The organism is Isoptericola sp. NPDC056573, assembly GCF_042793335.1.
Lineage (GTDB): Bacteria > Actinomycetota > Actinomycetes > Actinomycetales > Cellulomonadaceae > Isoptericola.
Genome location: NZ_JBHTUY010000028.1, coordinates 1 through 3,816 on the forward strand (window position 1 = coordinate 1; position 3,816 = coordinate 3,816).

A 3,816-nucleotide genomic window follows, 5' to 3' on the forward strand; every position below is an offset into this window, starting at 1 on the left:
AATTGTTTAATTAAACCTCTATATAATAAAATACGCGCGTATGACGTAACGTAGGCGGCTATATGCGGCTGAATATACGGCGCTTTGCTGGGGACGGCTGCTTCAATAAATTCTTGTCCATATACAGGGTTAAATAATTCAACATAAGGATAGCCTTTTTCTTCGCATGTCTCAATTTCTGTGACAGGTAAAATCGTTTGCCGAACCCTTTGCATACCGAATTTTCCGTACAGTGCATTTTGCATTAATTTTGCAAACGTCTTTTTTGCTCCATCACTTGTATTTTTAATCTCTTCAAAATAGGAGACAAAATCTTTAAATATATAATCGGTCTTTTCAAAATAAATACATTGATGAATTTCTTTTATTTTAGCACCCATTTCTAACGCCAATTCAATTTCTTCAAACGTCCATATCCCTGAAAGGTTACCGACCGGGAAACATAATTTTTTGTACATTCTGTGAGGTAGAGGCGGTATATGTAAAGTAGTCGGTATGTGAATATCACATTCTAAAAAACCGCCGCCCTGTCTATAGCTGTACCAATATTTAAATACGTTTCGGGCTTTGTCTCCTTTATGGTGACGCGGTTTCCCTATAGGTATTGGGTTCACTTTCATAACGTACGGATATAATGAATTTACATCATAATGAAAGCCGCCATTTAATTCACTTTGAAATACTTCTGTACGTCCACCATAATATGCCTTGCGTATAAAATCCTCTGTAAACTCGCCCCATTTGCTATAACCGTAATTCGTGGAAATAGCCTTTTCATAATCTTCAGGATAATTCATTTGATATACTTTCATTGCAAGACTTGCGGTAGTAGGACATTTTAAAAATTCATGAATCGGCAAGCCGGATATTTCAATAAGCATTGTAACAATTTCATATAATGCCACACAGTCCAACCGTAAATATTCATTTAATTCAGGTTCATACGGATCGACCTTCATAAAATAATTCCCTTGGGATTCCCGGTCATCATATTTACCCGGGTCATTTGTGGGGTTTCCGTCAGCGTCAAGCGCCCATCCCAATTTCAAAATATGGTCTTTTAAATCTATTTTTGCTTTTTCTTGCGAAATATTAAAATCCTCACATATCTTTTTTAATGAACCCATTACAAGCTTGCTGGAATCATGAAATGTAATAGGTTGCGAAATAATTTCATTTTCTTCAGTTATTTGGGATTCATTAAGACCTGTTTTAAATACCGTAACGACATTATTAATAAAAATCGAATTTTTTAAATCCGCTTCAGGTAAAATGTCCTTTGCGATTTTTGAAATGTCGAAATCTAGATTATGAATAAATACATGACAATCGTATTTTGTGGTATACTGTGAGAGAACCGTTTTCAGGTTTTTAAAAGTGTTTGTCGCACGGTATCTACTACCGTCATATAATCCGACGCGGAAGACTTCCCCAAAAAGTCCTCGCGTCTCAGTATCAAGCGTAAGTATCTTAACGGGTTTACTTGCGCTTTTTTCTTTATTCTCTTTTTCCTTACTCATTTAAAATCCACCTCTCCATCGTAAATCCTTCGCTAAACGTTTCGCCGTTTTGATATTTACTTGCGGGAGATATTTCTGAATTAAATCCCCAATAAATTGAGCCTTTTCTTCATTGTCATATAAAACCCTCATGCCTGCATTTATTGCAATTAATAAATCTTTATATCTCCTTAAATCGGCTTTTCCTTCATATAGCAAAATCCATGAATTCATATCAGCCAGTCTAAGAGAATCAAAATTTCTCATAAATGCTTTATGCTGTTTCCTTTTATTATTGGGGACAACATGCATACTTATTGTTCCTATTTCAGCGGGAAGTTTAGCACCTAAAAAACCTCTTATAGATTCGATAAGATAATCAACGCTCACATGTCTGTAAGACCGTTTTAAGTCCTCTATCACATTTGCATCCATCATTGTGTCGGTTTTTTCTTTCCAGTAAATCATTAAATAGGGTTCAGTAGCTTGTCGGGCTTTTCTTTCAGCCGCTTTTCTTTTTCTTTCTTCAGCCTTCGCCCGCTTATTTAATTCTTTGTTATACCATTCATTAAATCGTGATTCGCTCCAATACCTTTTTGCGGAATGTTCGGAGACTTTAAATCCTAACCGTTTAATTAATTCAGATCGTTCATTTGCAATTAAACTACGACTCTTTTTCTTAACAATTTTATTTACTGTGGCAGGTTTATTTTTTAATTCCTTTATAACCTTTTTGTCAGTAATTCCGACTTTTTTCAAGGCAGCTATATTTTGTTTTTTCTGCTGTTTCTTCTTCAGCCGCTTTTTCTTCCCAACCAGTGACACCCCCTTTAAACACAAAAGTCACAGGGAAACGAATTTCCCTGTCAATTTAATATTTAAATGGCTTCTGCTTTTTGTGTCGGAATATAGCGAACAGAACCGCGTGACAGTTCGTCTTGTGCTTCAGCATGAAAATAGGAGACTATTGCAAGCATTTCTGAACGAGTGAAACTAATAATCTGTTGTGTATCGTCATCAAGCTTTTGAGCGAAACAATACATATTCTCCACTCTATCCTCTTTAATCTCTGTGCGGCGTTCTCCGTTGTCGAAAATCATTACGTTTTTATCCAAGTCTAGCAACCTCCGTATATAGTAATTTAATATAAGAAAAGCCGCCCCGATCGGAGCGACTATTTAATTAGTCCACAAGCGCAAGTGTCAATGTTTTAAAGCCGCGGCGGGTTTTAACTTCTTTTGGAACAACTTTTAATGGCTCGTCCGTCCAAGGACCTTGCCCTACAATCCCAATGATACGTTGTAGGGAGCTTGCTACGCCCTGAGATACACTGTGATAGCCTTGTCCGTCTGCTGTTAAAAGAACAACGCGCATTGCCTGAATTGTCTCTTTCGTGACTTCATCCTCTAATTCAACCGCATGGGCGACCATGTCTGTAATTTCAATTACTTCTCCGATATGGTCTGATAGAGAGTGTTCAGCGTTGCTTACCGCGTTGTAAAGTTTGATGCTGCTCTTTCTGTCCGTTGCCTGGATAGTTGAAAACATTTGTTGTGTACCTTGTTCAAAAATACTTGGTGATGCTGTTGCAATGTCCTCAGTTGCCAATACGTCAGTAGTGTTTTCAGTGTTTTTAATAGTGTTTGTCATTTTAAAATTCCCCCAAAGAATTAATTTTGTTTTAAGTATTCATTGAATTTTTCAGCTGACACGCGCCATTCTCGACCGACTTTGAAACCTTTAATTTCTCCGTTGTTCAGCATTTTGCGAGCCGTTTTTTCAGATATTTTTAATATCTCGGCTACCTGTTTAACTGTTAAAACCTCTTCACTAGACAAAAAGCGTACCTCCCTCTACATATGTATCACTTCCTTTAAAGGGCTTCAGATTCCTTTATGTTCCCTTTGATGACCTTATCTTACCATCAAGGGATATATCATGTCTACCCCTTTTTACAAATTTCTTCAGAATTTTTTCAGGAAGGATTCGACATTATGCGACATATTGGTAGGAGAAGAAAATATTTCTGTACCAATAATAGAACACATGTTCCTGAATGTAAAGTCCTATTATATATGAAATAACTGGGTATCAGGGATAGAAATGTCCTATCTCTTATGTTCGCACTGAGTATAAATGTTTATAACAGGTTATTATTGACAAACTAAAATAAGTGTGTATATACTCTCTCCATTAAAGGAGATGAATAATTTATGCCAAATCTAGAAATATTAGATATTATTAATATGAAATTAGATACGAAATACAAGCATATTGAACACTTTTTAAAGGATTGGATAGATAAGAAGTACAACAA

General features: G+C 36.1%; 5 protein-coding genes. All 5 read right to left on the bottom strand.

The genetic code is table 11. The features are described from left to right. Positions 1-1,520: DNA polymerase (locus ACFQ8E_RS21870; protein ID WP_430552644.1), on the bottom strand; the 1,520-nt coding region annotated here is incomplete at its 3' end. Then, positions 1,521-2,324: a hypothetical protein gene (locus tag ACFQ8E_RS21875; RefSeq protein ID WP_430552645.1), complete on the bottom strand. Its 804-nt coding sequence runs from the start codon at positions 2,322-2,324 to the stop codon at positions 1,521-1,523. Between the two features lie 53 nt (positions 2,325-2,377). Beyond that, positions 2,378-2,599, bottom strand: coding sequence for a hypothetical protein (locus ACFQ8E_RS21880; RefSeq protein ID WP_376642817.1), 222 nt, complete (start codon positions 2,597-2,599; stop codon positions 2,378-2,380). 82 nt (positions 2,600-2,681) lie between these two features. Beyond that, positions 2,682-3,149 carry a hypothetical protein gene (locus ACFQ8E_RS21885; RefSeq protein ID WP_326194938.1) on the bottom strand — a complete coding sequence of 156 codons (468 nt, stop codon included), beginning with the start codon at positions 3,147-3,149 and terminating at the stop codon, positions 2,682-2,684. Between the two features lie 20 nt (positions 3,150-3,169). Then, positions 3,170-3,337, bottom strand: a complete 168-nt coding sequence (locus tag ACFQ8E_RS21890) for a helix-turn-helix domain-containing protein (protein ID WP_326194937.1) — start codon at positions 3,335-3,337, stop codon at positions 3,170-3,172. Between the last annotated feature and the right edge of the window lie 479 nt (positions 3,338-3,816).